This is a genomic window from Flavobacterium succinicans (assembly GCF_001662485.1).
Lineage (GTDB): Bacteria > Bacteroidota > Bacteroidia > Flavobacteriales > Flavobacteriaceae > Flavobacterium > Flavobacterium succinicans_A.
Genome location: NZ_JMTM01000046.1, coordinates 181627 through 201100, shown reverse-complemented (window position 1 = coordinate 201100; position 19474 = coordinate 181627). Strand labels below are relative to the sequence as shown.

Genomic DNA, 19474 nt, shown 5'->3' with positions numbered 1-19474 from the left:
CCAATGGTTACTATAATTAACTACAAATCAGAAACCTATATTGATAAAATTATTATCTTTTTGAACGAAAAAACGAAAAACTAAAAAAAGTACGTTCCTTTTCGTTTAAATGTATTGACCCATAGTCAACATTTGGGATCCCCAAAATAAGTTTTACACCTCTTGGCAGATACCCATACAAAGTATGGGATTGGGACTCCAAAAGTGACCTTAAATTTTTTGGTGGCTCTTTTTTTAAATTAGCCAATATCACCATTGCAACTAAATTCAAAATCGCTCGAGCTGTTTCACTTTTTACACAAACTTCATTTGAAATCATTTCATAAATTCTATCTTTTTTTGACGAAAAAAGCTTGTCCAAGAATAATTGCCCCGACGAAAACGACATTCCATTTGAATGTAAACCATCCATTCCTTGCTCATCAACCACATCTAATTCTTCTAATGAACACAAAATACCTTGAAAATCAATGCTTTTTTCCACACCAACTAACACCGTACAAATACTCGTCTCGATAGCTTTTCTTAACGAAGCATCTTTTTCATCTAAATAAACAGACATCCTCAAAAACAAATCATTGGAGATTAAATTTTTAAAATGGCTTACTAGATTACTCATTAATAGTTTAATTCAAAACGGGTTTAGTTATGTGAAATATTCCAAATAATAGATAAAGTGTAATGTTTTATCGTTGAAGTGTTAAATGTAATACTTTTTTGTTAGTAGAAAAATAAAAATCTTTTTTTTTGTTTGAATAGATGTCTATTCAAATTTTGATTTCAAAAATATTTTAAAAAAAAGAATTCAAAAAAAAAAAAAACAGAATCAGTATTCATAACTTCTGAACTTGATCCCGAATTTTGGAGTAGATTTAGAAAAACACAAAACGCCCTAAAATCAAAAAAGCCATTCGCCGAGGCGAAAAGCTTTTCATTGGTCTAACTACTAAACCGCGCTACGAGTTACAAAGTCGTAGCAAACAACACAACTAATTTTAGGTACCGTATTTGGGCAAAAAAGCACTTCATTTCTGAAGTGCTTTCCCCAATATTGCGGTCTGGACGGGACTCGAACCCGCGACCCCATGCGTGACAGGCATGTATTCTAACCAACTGAACTACCAAACCTCTGCGTTATTGCGGTGGCAAAGATACAACAGATTTCTAGTTTTCCAAGCGTTTTTGAAAAAAATTTTCAATAAAAATAACGATTATTACCCAAAGTTTTGTTTTTCAATCAAATAGGTGGTTAAAATTTTTTCAAAATTTTCACCTACACTCACTGGAATATACTTAATCTTGTTCTGCGCACACGTCATTGCTACTTTTTCAAAGTATTCTTGCATCTTTTTCTCGTAAGATTCTTTAATAGTATCGGCAAAAACAGCAATTTCTTCTCCTGATTCTAAATCTACGAACCTTTTTGGAGCCGAATCGAAGTCAAAATTCAACTCTGTTTTATAATCCATAACATGGAAAAGAACCACTTTATGCTTATTATGCCTCAAATGTTGCAAGGCCGCAAATAACTTCTCCTCTGACGTAGTTACCTCATCCGACTGGAACATATCCGTAAAAAGCAATATCATCGATCTACGGTGCATTTTCTCCGCTATTTGATGCAAATACGTAACAGTGTCTGTTGTTTTCTTAGGCGTTTGATTTTCGAGCAAATTTTCGAGTGTATTTAACAACATTCTATGATGGCGATCACTTCCTTTCTCAGGAGCATAATATTCGTATTGATCCGAAAAAACACTCAAGCCCACCGCATCACGTTGCTTTTTCAAAATATTCATCAAAACCGCTGAAGCTAAGACCGAGAAGCCAATTTTATTTTCATAAAACAACTGGCCGCTTGTTAGTTTCGGATAATGCATAGACGACGAATTATCAATAATTATATGACAACGCATATTCGTCTCTTCCTCGTACCGTTTAGTATACAACCGATCCGTCTTAGCATACAATTTCCAATCCATGTGCTTGGTACTCTCTCCCGCATTATACACTTTATGTTCCGAAAACTCTGCCGAAAAACCATGAAACGGGCTTTTATGCATACCCGAAATAAAGCCTTCTACTACCTGATTGGCCAGCAATTCCAAATGCTGAAATCGGCTTATTTTATCTATTTGTGATTCCATCTTCATCTTTCAAATATATCAAAAATCAACGTTCAATTCATTTTTTGAAGCAGAAACAAAGGCTTATTTTGCCACCAATGCTCCTGCTGTCCGTTATATCTGTCGCGCTGAACCCCAGCGCCACAGGATGCCACTCCCATCAGGGCTAGAGAGACACACAGCGCCCTTTTGGAAGCAATACACACTTCTTTTTGGATACAAAAAAAGGCTTGACTTTCGCCAAACCTTCATTTATATCTTAATCGTTAGATTACAACAAAGCATCTAAACTATCTGCATAGGTTTGTTTTGGAGCCACACCAACTTGCTTACCTACTACTTCTCCGTTATGGAAAACCAATACTGTTGGAATGTTACGAACTCCGTATTTTGCAGCAAATTCTTGATTAGCATCAACATCTACTTTTCCTACCACTACTTTTCCTTCGTATTCATTGCTTAATTCATCAATGATTGGTCCAACCATTCTACAAGGTCCACACCACGCTGCCCAAAAATCAACCATTACCGGTTTGTCTGATTTTAAAACTACTTCTTCAAAAGTAGCATCTGTTATTGCTAAAGCCATTTTCTATTTGTTTAAATGAACCCTCCTCTATGATTTGGGTATCGGTTGCTATTTTTTTTAATAAGGCTCAAATTTAGGAATTAAAAACCAATCCCAAAGCATCTACAAATTAGTTTTGGCTATCATTCCATTGTTTGTGCTTATTTCCAAAAAAAAGAGCTGCCCTATTTCTGAGCAACTCTTTTCCTTTTAATAGATTCCTGAGTAGGATTACAAACTGTATTTCAAGCCTAAAGTTAACCCTAAACCACTAATTCCAACGTATGAACTAATATCGTCTGTAGCTTTTGTAGCATCAAAACCAGCAGCATTAGTTACTTTACTATTAGAAGAAGAAGTTAACTTTTCCACATAATTCACATGTTTTGCAGAGTAAGAAGCGTCCGCTCTAAAGGCAGTTGGTGTATCCAATTTGTCAACGCCATTTTCTTTATACACTTCTGTTTCTTTAGTTTTACCATGAACTGTAAAGTTACGGTACTCTACCTCAGCAAAAGCAGATAATTTTTTACCTAACTTATATGATGTACCTACCGCAGCCATAAAACCAACCGTAGGATTTGGCTTCACTACATCTTTAGCATAGGTCTTAGTTACTCCAAGTGGATTTGTATAGGTACGATTAGTTTCAATAGTCAAATCACCATGAACCGGAACAATAACTCCAACTTTAGAATAAGGCTCAAATCCTTTTACCTCCCCTAAAAACAAAACTAGTGCAGGCGCTAAATCCAAAGCACTAATTTGACCTACAGCATTACCCGTAACAAAAGTAGGGCCGGCTGCCACTAATCTGTTTGTAGTTTCAACCATCGTTTTATCTTTACTGTTATAGTAGTTAATCCCCATTTCTACCCCTAAACGAGTAGTAAAACGGTATCCTACATTTCCACCATAACGAAAACCTTCCCCAAAAGAACCTGTAATAGTCTCTCTTGAAATCAAAGTAGTTCCATTAGCTGCATAGACATCTCTGTTTGGCAATTGCCCTGACACAATTGGAAATTCAGTAGCCGCAGTTTGGATAAAATAAGACCCGCCAATTTTAAAATACCAACTCTCGCTTTTTTCGGTTTGCGCCATCATAGAAGTGGCCATCAAAACGAATCCTAATAAAAATAGATTCTTTTTCATAATATTGATTTTGTTTAACGCTGCAAACTTATAATAATTTACAACATTGCAAAGTTGCCAACAAACTCAGTATCTCCGAAAACGTTTTCTTGATATTTAATTTAAGAAATTAATTATTAATCATTTTTATTAATGTTAAATTAACAGGAATATACTATTTTTTTAACACCAAAAATTAATTCAATTTGAAGTTAATTTGCATTTTTTCCAACTCAAACAAAAGCTCATTCGAAATTTTTATTTTCACTTTTCGGCTTGGCATCGCCAATTTGGTTACGACCTTAATTTCTTCTATTTCCTCTACTTTGGTTGTAGAATTGACTATAGGATTTTCGAGATTTTCTACTTCATCTGTTTCATTAGTATCTACAAAATCAGCATCTTCTATTTCCTCTATTGCAGTTGTCCTTTCTACCATACGACGCACTCGTTCTAACTCCATTACTTCAAAATTAACCGTATGTTCTCCTTTGTTTTGCTGAAACAATTCGTTCAATTTATAGATAAACTCAGGTTCGATATCCCTAATATTCAGCAACAAGACAAGCTTTTTAGCATATGCCTCCAACACATCTTGTAATTGTTTTACCTCAACAAACTGAATTCTTGGTTCAGCTTTTTTGCCAGTTTCTTGATTCACCCAACCTTCTTTAACCATTATTTTGATGTAAGTAAAATTGTTCTGAATGAAGAAATGACGAAACTTCAGGTATTCTTCTCCGAAAATTCGAAACTCAAAATTTTCATCATAACCTTCTAGGGTAAACATCCCCCAGCCTTTTCCGTTTTTCGCCACGCGATGTTGCACATTATTAATGATACCAGCAAACGTCAAGTTCTTTCCAACATGTTGCTCTAAATTTTTGAGTGCTTCTAGCCTAACATTACAGAAGTATTTCATTTCAAATTTATAATCATCCAATGGATGACCAGAAATATAGATACCGACAACCTCTTTCTCTTTGGCTAATTTCTCCATCGTGCTCCAATCCTCGCAAGGCGGCACAACGGGTTCAGCGATTTGGACTTCGCTAGTTTCCCCAAACAAACTCACTTGGGAGGAATTCTCATTCTCTTGATATTTCGCTCCATAACGCATGGCTTTTTCATAAAAAGTAATACCATCGCCATCATCATGAAAATATTGCGCTCTTGTAGTGCCTTCAAACGAATCGAATCCTCCTGCCAAAGCTAAATTCTCGATTGCCTTTTTATTGGCCGCTCTCAAATCGATACGTTTGGCCAAATCAAAAATGGATTTGTATTTACCGTCTTTTCTGTTTTCTACAATCGTAGCCACAGCACCAGAACCTACTCCTTTGATAGCTCCCATTCCAAAACGAACGGCGTAATCTTCATTTACAGTAAATTTATAGAAAGACTCATTAACATCAGGACCCAAAACTTGCAATCCCATACGCTTACACTCTTCCATGAAAAACGACACTTGCTTGATATCATTCATATTATTTGACAGTACCGCAGCCATATATTCTGCTGGATAATGCGCTTTCAAATAAGCCGTTTGATAGGCAATCCAAGCATAACAAGTAGAGTGGGATTTATTAAACGCATAACTCGCAAAAGCTTCCCAGTCTTTCCAAATCTTCTCCAAAACCGTTGCATCATGACCTTTGGCAGCTGCTTGCTCCACAAACTTCGGCTTCATTTTGTCCAAAACGTCTTTTTGCTTTTTACCCATTGCTTTACGCAAAACGTCGGCCTCACCTTTGGTAAAACCAGCCAAAGATTGAGACAAAAGCATCACCTGCTCTTGGTATACCGTAATTCCGTAGGTTTCAGACAAATATTCAGCACAAGCCTCTAAATCGTATTTGATTTCTTCTTCGCCATTTTTTCTTCGAACGAAAGACGGAATATACTCTAATGGTCCCGGACGATACAAGGCATTCATCGCAATCAAATCCCCAAAAACAGTAGGCTTCAAGTCCTTCATATACTTTTGCATACCAGGTGACTCGTATTGGAATATCCCTACCGTTTCTCCTCTTTGGAACAGCTCATAGGTTTTAACATCATCAATAGGAAAAGTATCGGGGTCGAGTTGAATTCCAGTTCGGTATTTTACTAATTTAACTGTGTCTTTAATCAAAGTAAGGGTCTTCAACCCCAAGAAGTCCATTTTCAACAATCCTGCACTTTCAGCCACCGAGTTGTCGAACTGGGTAACATACAAATCCGAATCTTTGGCTGTAGTTACTGGAACGTAATTGGTAATATCTGATGGCGTAATAATCACCCCACAAGCGTGAATTCCGGTATTTCGCATCGAACCTTCCAATATCTTGGCTTGTTGGATGGTTTCTCCAGCCAAATCTCCGCCATTGGCAATAGAAATCAATTCTTTTACAGCATCGAACTCGTCTGAACGCAATGCTTTTTTTACATCCTCTTCTTTTTCTGAAATAAAACGCGCCAAATTCCATTTTGATGGCATCATCCCTGGAATTAGCTTCGCAATTCTATCTGCTTCAAACAAAGGTAAATCCAAAACACGAGCCGTATCTCGAATAGCCGATTTCGTTGCCATTTTACCATAGGTAATAATTTGCGCTACTTGATTGGCACCATATTTATTGATTACATAATCCATTACACGACCCCGACCCTCGTCATCAAAATCGATATCAATATCGGGCATCGACACACGATCCGGATTTAGGAAACGCTCAAAAAGCAAATCGTATTTAATAGGGTCAATATTGGTAATTCCTAAACAATACGCTACCGCCGAACCCGCTGCCGAACCACGCCCAGGCCCAACAGAAACGTCCATTTTTCTGGCTTCGGCGATAAAATCTTGTACAATCAAGAAATAACCCGGATAACCCGAATTGGAAATGGTCAATAATTCAAAATCCAATCGTTCTTGAATTGACTCCGTGATTTCGCCATAACGTCGCTTGGCTCCTTCCATTGTAAGGTGTCGCAAATAGGCATTTTCACCTCTTACTCCGCCATCAGCTTCATCTTCTGCCACCACAAATTCTTGTGGAATGTCGTATTTAGGCAACAATACGTCACGGTACAAGGAGTAAATTTCAACTTTATCTACAATTTCTTGAATGTTGATAATCGCATCAGGCAAATCGGCAAAGAGTTTTTTCATCTCTTCACCCGACTTATAATAATATTCCTGATTGGGCAATCCATAACGATAGCCTCGTCCTCTACCAATAGGTGTGGCTTGTTTTTCGCCATCTTTTACACACAACAAAATATCGTGCGCATTGGCATCTTCTTTATTTAAATAATAAGTATTGTTCGTGGCGATGAGTTTGACTTTGTGCCTCTGAGAAAATTCAATGAGTGTTTTATTTACCCTGTTTTCATCTTCTTGATTGTGACGCATAATTTCGAGATACAAATCGTCTCCAAATTGTGCTTTCCACCAAAGCAAAGCTTCCTCAGCTTGATTTTCCCCTACATTCAGAATTTTACTCGGAATTTCTCCGTATAAATTTCCAGACAACACCATAATGTCTTCTTTGTATTGCTCCACTACTGCGCGGTCAATTCTTGGGACATAATAAAAACCAGCCGTGTAAGCTATAGAAGCCATTTTGGCCAGATTGTGATAGCCTTTTTTATTCTTTGCCAATAAAACTACTTGATAACCATTGTCTTTCTTGGTTTTATCCAAATGATTATCACAGATATTAAACTCACAACCAACAATAGGTTTTATCTCGGTTTCAGTAGGTTCTTCTCCACTTTCTACCAATGCTTTATTTTTTGCCGATGCCGATTTGTTGTGATTCATAACGGCACTCACAAAATGAAAAGCACCCATCATATTACCCGTATCCGTCATCGCAACCGCTGGGAAATTATTTTTGGCCGTAGCCGATACCAAACCACCAATGGCTATGGTGGATTGCAAGACAGAAAACTGTGTGTGATTATGCAAATGAGCAAAAGCTGCTGCCGAAAAATCTTTCTTTTCTGTTTCGGTTAAAATTGGTGCATCAGTAACAACACCCGAGGCTATAAGTTGTTCCCGAATCGCATCAGAAGCCTTCTTAAGATTAATGTGTTTTAATCCAATTAGCGGAAAAGGGTCTGGATTTTTACTTTGGAATTCCTTGAAATAAATAGGCTCTACCTCCAACTCTTCTTTGGTAAAAACTTCTTTTCTAATTAATTCTAAAAAACATCTTGTGGTTGCCTCAACGTCGGCCGTAGCGTTGTGGGCTTCTGCAAAAGGTTGGTCAAATAAATACTGATGCAACTCGGTAAGCGTTGGTAATTTGAATTTACCTCCTCGACCTCCAGGCAATTTGAGTAACGAAGCCGTAACCTCAGTACACGTGTCTAGAATTGGCATTTCACCCATAGGCGAAGCAACACCCAAACGATAGAACTCGCAACCCATAATATTGACATCAAAACCTACATTTTGACCAACAATAAATTTGGCTTTCCCTAAAGCTATATTGAACTTCTCTAATACTTCCGCCAACGGAATTCCCTCTGCTTGCGCCAATTCGGTAGAAATTCCGTGGATTCGCTCAGCATCATAAGGAATATTAAACCCTTCTGGCTGCACCAAATAATCTTGATGCTCCACCAAATTCCCCATATCATCGTGCAACTGCCAAGCGATTTGTATACATCTTGGCCAGTTATCTGTATCAGATAAAGGTGCGCCCCAACGCTTGGGTAATCCAGTAGTTTCGGTATCGAATATTAAGTACATAAGTTAAAATAACAAAGATTAAAATTCCAAAATCCAATTTTGAAACTCCTTAAAACATTGGTTTTATGGAGTATAAAAAACAGTACACTACAAATTGGCGGAAGTTCAAATTTAGGTTTTTTTTAAAGAAACTAGAGGCAATTTGTTTTTTTATTCCAATCTAAATCAAGGTCAAAATTTTAGCACCGAAGTCAAAGAAATCTAAACCATTTGCATTAAAAAAACAGCAAATCTCATTTTTGGATGTCGTAGTTTTCAATTAAAAAAAAAGCGTTTTAAAGAACTCATTTTATCAATTTTACTTTTAAATAGCAGCATTTTCATTAGATGCAAAAACAACAACTTGTTGACTATTTTTAATCAAAAAACAAGAATTAGATAGAAAAAACGTAGTGAAATCATTGAAAAAATGGTTTGTTTTAAAAATAACACAACAAAATTACCATTTCTAAAAAGGATTTTAATTTTAAAAAAAGATGTTCGCTCTTTTCAAATGAATAGTAAAACCAATCCAACTTTTTCCTTAAAAAAGAAAGTTTTTAATTCTAATCTGCCGTAGAAATAGAATTTGGGTATCGTATATAATGAAATTTCAAAATTGACACTTTTTATACGTTTGCTACTTTTGCGTTCCAAGTTTTGCTTTTTGGACAATTACCCAATAAAAAAAGACCAATACACATAAAAAAAATAGTTTACCATGAGTACTACATTATTCGACAAAGTATGGGATTCGCACGTGGTGCGTAAAATTGAGGATGGCCCAGACGTGTTCTTTATTGACCGTCATTTCATTCACGAAGTAACTAGTCCCGTTGCTTTTTTAGGCTTAAAAGCTAGAGGCGTTAAGGTATTATATCCAGAACGTACTTTTGCTACTGCCGATCACAATACCCCAACAATAAACCAACATTTACCAGTAGAAGATCCACTTTCGGCTAATCAATTGAAAGCCTTAGAAGATAACGCTGCAGAATACGGCATTTCCCATTGGGGCTTGGGACACCAAAAAAATGGAATTGTTCACGTGGTAGGACCTGAAAACGGAATTACTTTACCAGGTGCTACTATAGTTTGTGGTGATTCTCACACTTCTACGCACGGTGCTTTTGGTGCCATTGCCTTTGGTATTGGAACTTCGGAGGTAGAAATGGTACTTTCTACACAATGCATTATGCAACCGAAACCCAAAAAAATGCGTATCAACGTAAATGGAACTTTGAGCAAAGGTGTGGGTCCAAAAGATGTAGCTTTATATATCATTTCACAGTTAACAACTTCTGGAGGAACAGGCTATTTTGTTGAATATGCCGGAAATGTTTTTGAAGAAATGTCAATGGAAGGCCGTATGACCGTTTGTAACTTGAGTATCGAAATGGGGGCTCGTGGAGGTATGATTGCTCCCGATCAAAAAACATTTGACTTTTTAGAAGGCCGTTTGTTTGCTCCAAAAGGAGAAGCTTGGACGAAAGCAGTTGAATACTGGAAAACATTGAAAACGGATGCTGATGCAGTTTTCGATGCAGAATTAACTATTGATGCTGCTGATATTGAACCCATGATTACTTATGGAACCAATCCTGGAATGGGAATTGGTATTACCAAACATATTCCAAGTGCTGACCAAGTGGAAGGCGGTGCCGAAACTTATAAAAAATCATTGAACTACATGGGCTTTCATGAAGACGATGTCATGATTGGAAAACAAATCGATTACGTTTTCTTAGGAAGTTGTACCAACGGTCGTATTGAAGATTTTAGAGCTTTTACAGAAATTGTTAAAGGTCGCAAAAAAGCGGATAACGTAACGGCATGGTTAGTACCAGGCTCACATGTTGTTGAAGCACAAATCAAAGAAGAAGGACTTTTAGATATTTTAACCGAAGCAGGTTTTGTGTTGCGTCAACCTGGTTGTTCGGCTTGTTTAGCAATGAACGATGATAAAGTTCCAGCTGGAAAATATGCCGTAAGTACTTCTAACCGAAACTTTGAAGGCCGTCAGGGTCCTGGATCAAGAACAATGTTAGCCTCTCCAATAATGGCCGCTGCTGCTGCTGTGACAGGAAAATTGACTGATCCGAGGGAATTGATGTAATCCCCCTAACCCCCGAAGGGGGAACTAAATAGGTAAAAAACAATAAATACAGCCTCCTACAACTCCCCCTTCGGGGGTTGGGGGCACTTTAAATCACAAAAAAAAATGGCATACGATAAATTTACCATCCTTACCAGTAGTGCAGTGCCACTACCGATAGAAAACGTAGACACAGATCAAATTATCCCAGCTCGTTTCTTAAAAGCCACCAAACGTGAAGGTTTCGGCGATAATCTTTTCAGAGACTGGAGATACAATGGAGACGATACTCCCAAAGCAGATTTCGTGTTGAACGACGCAACCTACAGCGGAAAAATCTTAATTGGAGGAAAGAACTTTGGTTCAGGTTCTTCAAGAGAACATGCTGCTTGGGCCGTTTACGATTACGGATTCCGCGCGGTAGTTTCTAGTTTCTTTGCTGATATTTTCAAAGGAAATTGCTTGAACATTGGAGTTTTACCAGTGCAAGTAAGTCCAGAATTTGCTGATACTATTTTTAAAGCAATAGAAGCAAATCCAAAAACAGAACTAGAAATCAATTTGCCAGAACAAACGATTACTTTATTGGCTACAGGTCAAAGTGAATCCTTTGACATCAATGGCTACAAAAAGAACAACATGATCAACGGTTTTGATGATATTGACTACTTGCAAAACATTAAAGAAGAAATTACAGGTTTTGCGGATAAGCTGCCTTACTAAACAAGTAAATACAAATTATCCAAAAAAACCCGACACATTTTTTAAATCTGTCGGGTTTACAAATAAAAATAGTGATGATTTTAGAAATGGCTATGCTGCAGATAATAAAAGGAGAAGAAAATCATTTTGAAAGAGATTTTGCCATTGCCAGCCAATTTATAGCATCGATACCAGGGTATAAAAGCCATAGTTTGAGAAAGTGCATAGAGGAAGAAAACAAATACTTACTATTGGTAGATTGGGAGAAATTAGAAGATCATACCGTTGGCTTTAGAGCATCTGATGCTTATTTAGAATGGAAAAGATTGCTGCATCATTATTATAATCCATTTCCAGTGGTGGAGCATTATGAAATGATTTTGGAAAAAAAAAATAGTTTTTAAATTATAAAAATGAAATCAACATTAGCTGAAATACAACAGCGTTTTGACAATGAAGTGGCCCGTTTTTCCAATTTAGAAACGGGCCAAATCAGTACAGTTGATGCTACTTTGAGTTTAGAATTACTAACTCAAGCTGCAAACGCTTGTTGTCCTGATGCCAAACAAGTTTTGGATTTAGGCTGTGGAGCAGGTAATTATTCTTTAAAATTATTAGAATTGATTCCAGATTTTGATGCTACTTTGATTGATTTAAGCCAACCGATGTTGGACAAAGCCAAAGAAAGAATTGCTACCGTTTCAACAGGGAAAATTACCGCTATTCAAACTGATTTTCTGAGCATGCAATTACCCGAAGATACTTTTGATATTGTGGTAACCGGAGCAGCAATGCATCATTTAAGATCTGATGAAGAATGGGAAACTGTTTTTTCTAAAATATATAAAAGCCTAAAAAAGGGAGGTTGTTTTTGGATTTCAGATTTGATCAAACACGACCATCCTGCAATTGATCAATTGATGTGGAAGCGCTATTCGGATTATTTGGAAGGTGTGGGAGGCAAAGCGTATCAAGAAAATGTGTTCGATTATATTGCCAAAGAAGATACACCTCGTTCCGTGATGTATCAATTGGAAGTATTGCGAAAAGTTGGTTTTTCATACTTAGACGTTTTACATAAAAACAGTAATTTCTCTGTGTTTGGAGGTATAAAATAAAGACATGGCAAATTTCAAACCCAGCACAATTGAAGACATAGACAGCATTTTTGAATTTTATGATATGGCGATTGCCTATCAAAGAACCAAATTCAACAAACAATGGCAAGGTTTTGATAGAACTTTAGTCGAAAAAGAAATTTCGGAAAACCGCCAATGGAAGGTTGTAATTGATAATGAAATTGCTTGCGTATTTGCCATCACATTTGAAGACAAAAGCATTTGGAAAGAAAAAAACAGTGACAAAGCCGTTTATTTTCATCGAATAGTAACGCATCCTAAATTTAGAGGGCAGCATTTTGTGGAGAAAATAATCGAGTGGGGATTGTCTTTTGCAAAAGAGAATCACTTGGACTTTTTGAGAATGGATACTTGGGGAGACAATGATTCTTTAATAACCTATTATCAAAAATGTGGTTTTAATTTTCTCGGAATTATTACTCCTGATTATGAAGGCTTGCCTAAACATTATGAAGGAATAACATTGAGTTTATTCGAAATCAAAGTGGAATAAAATAAAAATACAATAGCCTTTTAATAAAGAATACAATAGCAATATGGAAAAAAGAAAAATTGAAATAATGGACACGACCTTGCGTGACGGAGAACAAACTTCGGGCGTGTCGTTTTCGGCTGCTGAAAAACTAACCATTGCTCAATTACTTTTAGAAGAATTGCATATTGATCGCATCGAAATTGCTTCGGCTCGCGTGAGTGAAGGAGAATTTCAAGGTGTAAAAGGCATTATGGATTGGGCGGCTACAAAAGGTTATACTGACAAAATAGAAGTTTTGTCTTTTGTAGATGGCGGAATATCTATTGAATGGATGAAGAAAGCGGGTGCCAAAGTTCAAAATCTTTTAACGAAAGGTTCTTTGAATCACTTAACTCACCAGTTAAAAAAAACACCTGAACAGCATTTTGAAGAAATTGCTCAAGCAATCGAACTCGCGAATCAAAACGGAATCGCTACCAATGTTTATCTAGAAGATTGGAGCAATGGGATGCGCAATTCGCCTGAGTACGTATTTCAATATTTGGACTTTATCACGCAGCAACCCGTTAAAAGAATTTTACTTCCGGATACGCTGGGCGTTTTAATTCCTTCGGATACTTTTGAATTCATTTCTAAAATCACACAAAAGTACCCTGACATTCACTTCGATTTTCATGCGCATAACGATTATGATCTTAGTGTTGCCAATGTCATGGAAGCCTTAAAAGCAGGAATCAGCGGTTTACACGTTACTGTAAATGGAATGGGAGAACGTGCTGGAAATGCTCCTTTGGAGAGTACCGTTGCCGTTATCAATGATTTTTTACCTCAAGTAAAAATCAATGTCAAAGAAACATCTCTATACTCGGTTAGCAAACTTGTAGAAACTTTTACTGGATATAGAATTCCAGCGAACAAACCCATAGTTGGAGACAATGTTTTTACTCAAACCGCGGGTATTCATGCTGATGGAGACAACAAAAACAATCTATATTTCAACGACTTATTGCCAGAGCGTTTTGGAAGAAAACGAAAATATGCGCTTGGAAAAACATCCGGCAAAGCCAATATCGAAAAAAACCTTCAAGAGCTTGGACTACAGCTCAATGCAGAAGATTTAAAACTCGTTACACAACGCATTATCGAGTTGGGTGACAAAAAAGAAACGGTCACCAAAGAAGATTTGCCTTACATCATTTCCGATGTTTTAGATAGTCAGTCCTATCAAGAACGTGTTGTGGTGCAATCCTATGTTTTGGTTCATGCTAAAGGAATGCGCCCTTCAACCACACTTTGCCTTAAAATTGATGGAGAAATAATCGAAGAAAACGCACAAGGCGATGGACAATTTGATGCTTTTATGAATGCCCTGAACAAAATTTACAAAAGCAAAAAAATGACTTTACCTAAGCTCATCGACTATGCCGTAAGAATACCTCCAGGAAGTAGCTCCGATGCTTTGTGTGAAACTGTTATCACTTGGACAGCAAACGGAAAAGAATTCAAAACACGAGGATTAGACTCCGACCAAACGGTAGCAGCCATTGTAGCTACGCAAAAAATGCTTAATGTTATAACCGTATAAATTACAAAAATAAAACTCCAAATCTTAACCCTTTGGATTCATTACATAACTATCACAATTTCCAACTCATGAAATTAAATATTGCCCTTTTAGCCGGAGACGGCATCGGACCAGAAGTCATCAACGAAGCTGTAAAAGTTTCGGATGCTATTGCCAAAAAATTCAATCACGACATCACTTGGACACCTGCCTTAACAGGTGCTTGTGCTATTGATGCCGTTGGCGTGCCTTATCCAGACGAAACACACGAAATATGCATGAAAGCCGATGCGGTTTTGTTTGGCGCAATCGGTCATCCAAAATACGACAATGACCCAAGTGCACCCGTTCGTCCTGAGCAAGGGTTATTATTAATGCGTAAAAAACTAGGATTGTTTGCTAATGTACGTCCAACGTTTACTTTTCCGTCATTGATTGACAATTCACCTTTAAAAAGAGAGCGTATCGAAGGAACAGATTTGGTTTTCTTGAGAGAACTTACTGGTGGAATTTATTTTGGTGAAAAAGGAAGAAGAGACGATGGCGAAACTGCTTTTGACAATTGTGTGTACACCAGAGCCGAAGTACAACGTTTGGCTAAAAAAGGTTTCGAATTAGCAATGACGCGTTCTAAGAAATTATGCTGTGTAGATAAAGCCAATGTTTTAGAAACTTCTCGCCTTTGGAGAGAAACGGTTCAAGCTATGGCCAAAGACTATCCAGAAGTAGAAGTGAGTTATGAATTTGTAGATGCTGTCGCTATGCGTTTGGTGCAATGGCCTAACTCTTACGATGTATTGATTACTGAAAATTTATTTGGAGACATTTTAACCGATGAAGCTTCTGTTATTTCAGGTTCAATGGGATTAATGCCTTCGGCTTCTGTTGGTGAACACACTTCATTATACGAACCTATTCACGGCTCGTATCCACAAGCAACAGGACTAAACATCGCAAACCCATTGGCTACTATTTTATCTGCCGCAATGATGTTTGAAGATGCCTTTGGATTAAAAGAAGAAGCGCAAGCTATAAGAGCCGTAGTCAACAAATCTTTAGAAGAAGGTATTGTCACCGAAGACTTAGCTGCCAAAGGAAGTAAAGCCTATAAAACTAGCGAAGTGGGAGATTGGTTAGTGGCCAATTTATAAATCGCTTTCAATCGAAAGAAAAGTAAATAACAAAAAAGGGAACAATTTTTCAATTGTTCCCTTTTTTTATACTAGAAAAAAATATTAATATCTTCCTCCTCTGTCACCACCACCGCGGTTGTTTCCGTAACCTCCGCGTGAATCTCCACCACGGTTGTTGTTGAAACTTCTTCTTTCGCCTTCTGGTTTTGGCTCAGATTTGTTTACCACAATTGCACGACCTTGAACAGTAGCACCATTTAATTCGTCAATTGCTTTTTGAGCTTCCGCGTCGTTTGGCATCTCAACAAAACCAAACCCTTTACTTCTACCAGTAAATTTATCAGTAATAATTTTAACTGAATCTACTGCTCCGTACGCCTCGAAAGACTCTCTTAAATCTGCTTCCTCAATACTGAATGGAAGACTTCCAACAAAAATGTTCATAAGTACTTATTTATAATAATGCAACAAATGTAGTCTTATTTTATTCTAATCTACTATCAATTAAAATATTTATGCAATAATTATGAAAAAAAAGCATTTTCATAAGTCCTGTAACAAATTAATAACTAGACTATTTCGTCAAAGTCTTCACTTATGGAGATACTGGAACTTTGTAAAAAACACCTTGCGAAAAATAAAATTCTTTAGATTCTTGAGGATTCTTTGTTGCATAAGGAATTACAAAAGTAAAAGTTCCACTAATCGTTTTTTTTAATGCATCGTATTCGGTAATGGTGATTTTACCTGTTCCCTTTCCATTCTGAGTAGTAAGAGCAGTTACAGGAGTTGTTTCACGTGAAGTAAACGAAACGTAATCACTGGCATTATTATCCAACACATAAGTATTTACTTGAGTGGAAGAGAGATGCAACATCAAGGTTTCCTTTAAAGTAACAGCTTCTACCACTATTGTCCCATCTTTAGCCAAAGTAGCTTTACTCTGAAGAGCACGCCAAAAAACATTGTTCTTCAATCCCTGAACCGAAGGATTATTAAAAACAACATCATCAGAACATGAGCTCATAAACAAAGACAGAAGAACAACCAATAAGACTTTTTTCATTTGACACCAATAACAAATAGGGATTACAAATCTATTCTTTTTTCTCTTCAAACCATCAAAAAACAGTTTGCAATTTGGGATTAAAATTCTACCACTTAATAATATAAGTTCATTTTAGTTTTTTTAAATAAAAAATGTATCTTTGCACCCTTAATTAATCGAGGTCGTGTACCTCAAAATTTAATCACAAGATTATGTCAGTAAAAATTAGATTACAAAGACACGGTAAAAAACAAAAACCTTTTTACTGGGTTGTAGCAGCAGATGCTCGCTCAAAAAGAGATGGTAAATACTTAGAAAAAATCGGTACTTACAATCCAAACACTAACCCAGCAACTATCGAATTAAATTTGGATAGTGCAGTAAAATGGTTGCACAATGGTGCTCAACCAACCGATACTGCTAAAGCAATTCTTTCTTACAAAGGTGCTTTATTGAAACACCACCTAGATGGAGGTGTTCGCAAAGGTGCTTTGACTCAAGAACAAGCAGATGCTAAATTAGCCGCTTGGTTAGAGGAAAAAGCAAACAAAGTTGTTGCTAAAAAAGAAGGTTTGACTAAAGCTCAAGCTGCTGATAAAGCAAAAGCTTTGAAAGCAGAACAAGAAGTTAACGCAAAACGTTTAGCTGCACAAGCTGAAGCTGAGGCTGCTGCTATTGCTGCTGCAACTCCTGCTGAAGAAGTTGCTGAAGTTGAAGCTGAAGAAGCTCCAGCTGCAGAAGAGAATAACGAAACAACTGAAGCATAATTTTACAAGGCGACAATGCGTAAAGAAGATTGTTTCTATTTAGGTAAAATCGCTAAAAAATTTAGTTTCAAAGGGGAAGTCCTAGCTTATCTAGACACAGACGAACCTGAGTTATACGAAAACTTGGAATCAGTGTTTGTTGATCACAACAAACACTTGGTTCCTTTTTTTATTGAAAGTAGTTCCCTGCACAAAAACGACTTTCTACGCATCCGTTTTGAGGACATTACTACCGAAGAACAAGCTGATGCACTCATTGGAAGCGATTTATACCTTCCTTTAAAAATGTTGCCCAAATTGAGCGGAAACAAATTCTATTTTCACGAAGTAATCGGATTTGAAATTGAAGACCAACGTTTAGGATTTGTTGGCGAAATTCAATCTATCAACGACACTACAGCACAACCTTTATTTGAAGTACTTAAGGGCGACGCCGAAATCTTAATCCCAATGATTGACCATTTCTTGGTAAAAGTAGACCGAGAAAACAAAAAAATCATCATGGATTTGCCTGAGGGACTGATTGAGATGTACCTTTAAAAGAAATTCCAAAATTTTAAATTCCAAATTCCAATCCAAAAAGGAAATTCCGAAAAAGTGTAATAAAAATTACAATACTTGACTATTTTGTAATTTTCGTTATTATCGCTGATAGAATTTTCCTTAATTCCTCCACCTCAAACAGTAAAGTTTCTGAATTTTATTTTAATTCTGGATTTAATTCTTGTAATAATCGAAGCCAATATTTGGATTCTTTAGCTTCTTTTCTGGCTATTTTTAATCGAAAAGACAAATCTTTTTCTCCTAGTTTTTCGTTAGCTTCAATATAATTAGCCCCAACAGAGCCAGAAGATCTAACTAATTGTTTACCATCTTCAATATTTGAAATTGTTTTTGGTAATTTCTGAATGTAAATTCTACATTCTTTTGCAAACAAAAAAGTTCTTTCTTCTAAATCAAATGGTTTTTCCATAAAATATAAAATTTTAATCTAAACTCAAATATAATCAATTGAAATATCTAGTAATGGGAATTAGAATATTTAATCTAATTTTGAAAACAAAATCAATTAGAAAAATGATTTCTCTAATTTGGAATTTGGAATTTAAAAAATTGGAATTTTAATTTATGTTTACATTTAAACAATTCGTTGTTGAACAAGACCGTTGTGCTATGAAAATTGGTACCGATGGTGTTTTATTGGGCGCTTGGGCTCCTATTGACAATCATCCTTTCAGCATTTTAGATATTGGTACTGGAACTGGCATCATCGCTTTGATGTTGGCACAAAGAAGCGCAGCACAGCAAATTGATGCTTTAGAAATAGACGAAGCGGCTTACGAACAAGCAACAGACAATTTTGAAAACTCACCTTGGAACGATCGTTTGTTCTGTTTTCATGCCGGTTTGGACGAATTTATAGAAGAACCCGAAGACGAATACGATTTGATTGTCTCCAACCCACCTTTCTATTCCGAAGATTACAAAACTGAAAATGAATCACGCGACTTAGCCCGATTTCAAGACGCTATGCCCTTTGAGCAATTACTTGAAGCGGCAGATTTATTGCTCTCAGAAAACGGAATTTTTGCAGTCATTATTCCCTTCAAAGAAGAAGAAAACTTTATGGCTTTGGCCAACGAATTCGAATTGTATCCTTTGAAAATCACTCGTGTAAAAGGAACACCAACTACGGAAATCAAACGTAGCTTACTGGCCTTTAGCCGAAATGAAACTACCGATTTACCAATTGACGAATTGGTTATAGAAACTGCAAGACACGTCTATACTCCTGAATATATTGAATTAACTAAGGATTTTTATTTGAAGATGTAGTTACCGACCTGCTAATTAGCTGATAAGTAATGATTTTTTTACATTTTCACTATTCCAATTCTAAATTAAAATGTAATTTTATATTGCAATTCAAAAAGCTATAAATTTGAAATGAATTTAAAAAAATATAACATTTTTATATAGTTTTGTTATATTTCTTTATGTAG

General features: G+C 36.5%; 18 protein-coding genes and 1 tRNA gene. 10 read left to right on the top strand and 9 right to left on the bottom strand.

From position 1 onward, the window contains the following. Positions 1-52: 52 nt before the first annotated feature. The 6 genes from FLB_RS08165 to dnaE form a co-directional block, all read right to left on the bottom strand. Complete coding sequence (locus FLB_RS08165; protein WP_157490580.1) at positions 53-619, bottom strand: DUF937 domain-containing protein; 567 nt, start codon at positions 617-619, stop codon at positions 53-55. Positions 620-1054: 435 nt separating this feature from the next. Further along, positions 1055-1128: transfer RNA gene (locus tag FLB_RS08160), tRNA-Asp, on the bottom strand. Positions 1129-1214: 86 nt separating this feature from the next. Continuing rightward, positions 1215-2153 (bottom strand): DUF58 domain-containing protein, encoded by a 939-nt coding sequence (locus FLB_RS08155; protein ID WP_064715461.1) that lies wholly within the window; start codon positions 2151-2153, stop codon positions 1215-1217. A 244-nt stretch (positions 2154-2397) separates the two neighbouring features. Continuing rightward, a complete protein-coding gene (gene trxA / locus FLB_RS08150; protein ID WP_024980008.1) occupies positions 2398-2715 on the bottom strand; it encodes a thioredoxin in 318 nt (105 codons plus the stop codon). A 210-nt stretch (positions 2716-2925) separates the two neighbouring features. Beyond that, positions 2926-3849, bottom strand: coding sequence for an outer membrane beta-barrel protein (locus FLB_RS08145; protein WP_064715460.1), 924 nt, complete (start codon positions 3847-3849; stop codon positions 2926-2928). Between the two features lie 175 nt (positions 3850-4024). Beyond that, on the bottom strand, positions 4025-8569 hold the full coding sequence (gene dnaE, locus FLB_RS08140) for a DNA polymerase III subunit alpha (protein ID WP_064715459.1): 4545 nt from the start codon (positions 8567-8569) through the stop codon (positions 4025-4027). Between the two features lie 700 nt (positions 8570-9269). Here dnaE and leuC point away from each other — a divergent pair. The 7 genes from leuC to leuB all read left to right on the top strand — a co-directional run bounded on the left by leuC (position 9270) and on the right by leuB (position 15674). Continuing rightward, the gene (gene leuC / locus FLB_RS08135; protein WP_064715458.1) at positions 9270-10664 is read left to right on the top strand and encodes a 3-isopropylmalate dehydratase large subunit; all 1395 of its coding nucleotides are present in this window, start codon (positions 9270-9272) and stop codon (positions 10662-10664) included. A 105-nt stretch (positions 10665-10769) separates the two neighbouring features. Beyond that, the gene (gene leuD, locus FLB_RS08130; RefSeq protein WP_064715457.1) at positions 10770-11366 is read left to right on the top strand and encodes a 3-isopropylmalate dehydratase small subunit; all 597 of its coding nucleotides are present in this window, start codon (positions 10770-10772) and stop codon (positions 11364-11366) included. A 74-nt stretch (positions 11367-11440) separates the two neighbouring features. Beyond that, the gene (locus FLB_RS08125) at positions 11441-11749 is read left to right on the top strand and encodes an antibiotic biosynthesis monooxygenase family protein (protein WP_064715456.1); all 309 of its coding nucleotides are present in this window, start codon (positions 11441-11443) and stop codon (positions 11747-11749) included. Between the two features lie 9 nt (positions 11750-11758). Then, on the top strand, positions 11759-12463 hold the full coding sequence (locus FLB_RS08120) for a class I SAM-dependent methyltransferase (RefSeq protein ID WP_064715455.1): 705 nt from the start codon (positions 11759-11761) through the stop codon (positions 12461-12463). A 4-nt stretch (positions 12464-12467) separates the two neighbouring features. Continuing rightward, positions 12468-12977 (top strand): GNAT family N-acetyltransferase, encoded by a 510-nt coding sequence (locus FLB_RS08115; RefSeq protein WP_064715454.1) that lies wholly within the window; start codon positions 12468-12470, stop codon positions 12975-12977. A 43-nt stretch (positions 12978-13020) separates the two neighbouring features. After that, positions 13021-14544, top strand: coding sequence for an alpha-isopropylmalate synthase regulatory domain-containing protein (locus FLB_RS08110; RefSeq protein WP_064715453.1), 1524 nt, complete (start codon positions 13021-13023; stop codon positions 14542-14544). Positions 14545-14612: 68 nt separating this feature from the next. After that, positions 14613-15674, top strand: coding sequence for a 3-isopropylmalate dehydrogenase (gene leuB / locus FLB_RS08105; RefSeq protein WP_064715452.1), 1062 nt, complete (start codon positions 14613-14615; stop codon positions 15672-15674). 84 nt (positions 15675-15758) lie between these two features. Here leuB and FLB_RS08100 read toward each other — a convergent pair whose 3' ends face one another. Both FLB_RS08100 and FLB_RS08095 read right to left on the bottom strand, forming a co-directional pair. Then, complete coding sequence (locus tag FLB_RS08100; RefSeq protein ID WP_064715451.1) at positions 15759-16100, bottom strand: RNA recognition motif domain-containing protein; 342 nt, start codon at positions 16098-16100, stop codon at positions 15759-15761. Between the two features lie 151 nt (positions 16101-16251). Further along, the gene (locus FLB_RS08095) at positions 16252-16722 is read right to left on the bottom strand and encodes a DUF6252 family protein (protein WP_064715450.1); all 471 of its coding nucleotides are present in this window, start codon (positions 16720-16722) and stop codon (positions 16252-16254) included. Positions 16723-16916: 194 nt separating this feature from the next. On the opposite strand from FLB_RS08095, the gene FLB_RS08090 reads away from it, so the two are divergent. Next, complete coding sequence (locus tag FLB_RS08090) at positions 16917-17471, top strand: 30S ribosomal protein S16 (protein WP_064715449.1); 555 nt, start codon at positions 16917-16919, stop codon at positions 17469-17471. A gap of 15 nt (positions 17472-17486) precedes the next feature. Then, complete coding sequence (gene rimM / locus FLB_RS08085) at positions 17487-18011, top strand: ribosome maturation factor RimM (protein ID WP_064715448.1); 525 nt, start codon at positions 17487-17489, stop codon at positions 18009-18011. A 160-nt stretch (positions 18012-18171) separates the two neighbouring features. Here rimM and FLB_RS08080 read toward each other — a convergent pair whose 3' ends face one another. Next, positions 18172-18444, bottom strand: a complete 273-nt coding sequence (locus FLB_RS08080) for a four helix bundle protein (protein WP_231891064.1) — start codon at positions 18442-18444, stop codon at positions 18172-18174. Between the two features lie 155 nt (positions 18445-18599). Between FLB_RS08080 and FLB_RS08075 the strand changes: the two genes are divergently transcribed. Continuing rightward, on the top strand, positions 18600-19307 hold the full coding sequence (locus tag FLB_RS08075; protein WP_064715447.1) for a tRNA1(Val) (adenine(37)-N6)-methyltransferase: 708 nt from the start codon (positions 18600-18602) through the stop codon (positions 19305-19307). The last annotated feature ends 167 nt before the right edge of the window (positions 19308-19474 follow it).